The sequence below is a fragment of the Kribbella sp. genome, from assembly GCF_035687465.1.
In the GTDB taxonomy this organism is placed as follows: Bacteria; Actinomycetota; Actinomycetes; order Propionibacteriales; family Kribbellaceae; genus Kribbella.
Genome location: NZ_DASRXP010000603.1, coordinates 1 through 2,630 on the forward strand (window position 1 = coordinate 1; position 2,630 = coordinate 2,630).

Genomic DNA, 2,630 nt, shown 5'->3' on the forward strand with positions numbered 1-2,630 from the left:
CGTCCAGGTCCTCGGAGTGCGCACCCTCAAGGGAACTGCGGTGCTGCACCTGGTGTCGCCGCGGGATGCCCAGCCAGTTCAATACCTCACCGGCAGGCTCCTCGCCCCATACACAGGCCAGCGGCATCGAGCTGGTCGGGCGGCGGGTGCCGATAGCGGCCAGATCGAGCCCGGTCAGTGCGTTGAACAGCGAGGACTTGCCCGACCCCGTCGCACCGGCCAGAGCCACCACAGTCAGGTCGCCGGACATCCGCAACCGCTGACTCGCGCGGTCCACGATCTGCGAGGCCTCGCTGAGCACAACCTGGTCCAGCCGTCCACGACCGGCCTCGGCGGCTTCCCCCAAGGCATCGATCTTGGTCAGGACGTCAGAGGAGCCCCTCACCAGGCCCTTGACCGTCTCCATGATTCCCGTCACGTGCAGTCCTCCACCGCGCGCGCGGCCTCAGTCAGTCGTCTGGGTGCGTCGGAATCGACCGGATGCTGGTCGAGCACGGCCAGATAGCGGGCGAATTCCGCATCCATCAATGCATGAACCCTACCGTCTAGGTTCTCTCGCGCCTTCGTGGCCAGCGTACGGACTGCCTGGTCGCCGAACACTGCCTCCAGCAGCTTCTGCCCGACCACAGCGGTCCCTGCTCCCACACCGACCTCTGCGCCGGTCAGCCCCGCCGTACTGGCGAAGATGACGATCATCAAGGCCAGCCCGAGACCATTGACGCCATAGGCAAGGATCCTGGCGGTAGAACGCTTGTCAGCGCCTTCCTTACGGACCAGTTCGAGTACAAAGCCCTGCCACTCGCGTACTGCGCGGCTCGCCTCAGCAGGGAATTCCTTGGACATCCGGCCCATGTCGCGGTCGCCGGTGGCCAGCAACTGGCGTCCCGGAGCCGTCGACTGCCAGGACTCCTCGGCCCGCTCGGCCGCCGCTTCGGCGTGCTCCCGCAGCAGGGACTCCAGGCCGGATTCCACGGCGTCCTTGAGGTCCCTGGTCGGCGGCGGCTTGCCCACGACCGCAGCCCGCACCTTGTCGCGCGCCCGGCCGACGTTCGTCTGCAGCCCCTTCAGCAGTTCGCCTGTGCCGACGAACTCCTGCCACCTGGCCAGTACCTCGCCACGCAGCATGGTGCCGTCCTGCGTGGCCTTGGCGACGTCCTTCACAGCCCGGTCGTACGCCGACTCCGCAGTCGACCGGAGCTCCACAAGGGTGTCAGCCTGGGCTCGAACCGCTTTGGCGAAGGCGGGGGTCTTCTTGGTCATCGCAGTCACGGCACCGTGCAGAGTCCGCCGTACGACGGCCGACCGGGCCTCGGCGTCCGCCGCCAGGTCGATCAGCCAATCCTTGATCGAGGCAACTACCTCGGTCGGCAGCATTCCGTTGCCGTCGACAACGGTCTCCTTGATGCTGAACAACGGCGAGTCTCCCAGGCCGCGCTCGAGCAGCATCTGCGCGAGGTGCCCGGTGATGTCGTCGATCGTGTCGGCAGGTGCCCGGTCGAGCACAACCGCGACCGCAGTACTCCGGTCCGACGCGCTCTGCAGGAAATCCCACGGGACGGCATCGGCGTACCGCGCGGCGGTGGTCACGAACAACCACAGGTCGGCCGCGGCGAGGAGTTGGGTGGCGAGCTCGCGGTTCGCCTCGACCACAGAATCGATGTCAGGGGCATCGAGAATCGTGAGGCCCTGCGGAACGGTGTCGGCGGCAACCAAACGGATCTGCCCCGGGCCTTCGATTCCACCTGGGCTGTCGCCGCTGGACCGGGCCATGCCGGGCAGCACCCGGTCGCCGGCGAACCACTCGGCGTCGGCAGGGTGGTGGATCAGAACCGGCGAGCGGGTGGTCGGGCGGAGTACGCCTGGTTCGCTGACGACCTGCCCGATCAAGCTGTTCACCAGAGTCGACTTGCCGGCACCGGTCGAACCGCCGACAACCGCAAGCACTGGAGCCTCGAGCTGAACCAGCCGCGGCAGGACGTAGTCGTCGAGCTGGTCGAGCATGGACTTCTGCTCTTGCCGAGCCTCATCAGCCCCAACCACGTCGATCGGCAACTGACTACTGGCAAGAGCACCCCGCAGCCGCATCAGCGCCGTAATCAACGCCATAGCCGCCTGCTCAGCAGCCCCCCGAGCCGCCGCCTCCTCCGCACTCAACTCCTCCGCAACAACACCCTCACCATCGTCGTCCGCGTCCCCGACGCCCTGCTCCCCCTCGTCGCCAGCAACCTCGTCACTTGCAGCACCCTCGCTGCCCGCAGCACTCTCGTCGTTCGCCGAGCCCTCGGCACCGTCGGAGCCAGCACTGTCGTCAGTGCCGTCTGCATCCTCGCCACGCTCGTCGCCGACTACGTCGTCCGCATCGCCAGCGCCCTCGTCACTCTCGCCGCCAGCAGCACTCTCGTCCTTTGCCGAGCCGTCGGCGCCGGCACTGTCGTCAGTGCTCCCTGCGTCCTCGGCACGCTCGTCGCCGATTGCGTCGTCCGCATCGCCAGCGCCCTGGTCGCCCTCGCCGCTGGCAGCGCTCTCGTCGTTCGCGGGGCTCTCGTCGTTGGCTGTGCCTTCGTCTGCGGGGTCGGACGCCTCGGCGCTCTCGGTTGCCGACTCCGGTACGTCGTCGGTATCGGCCTCGG

General features: G+C 67.8%; 2 protein-coding genes. Both read right to left on the reverse strand.

Annotation, left to right across the window (positions count from 1 at the left end; genetic code table 11):
- Window positions 1–418: P-loop NTPase family protein (locus VFG33_RS31800; RefSeq protein WP_524538160.1), on the reverse strand; the 418-nt coding region annotated here is incomplete at its 3' end.
- Window positions 415–2,630: GTPase family protein (locus tag VFG33_RS31805; protein WP_524538161.1), on the reverse strand; the 2,216-nt coding region annotated here is incomplete at its 5' end. The genes VFG33_RS31805 and VFG33_RS31800, both read right to left, overlap by 4 nt.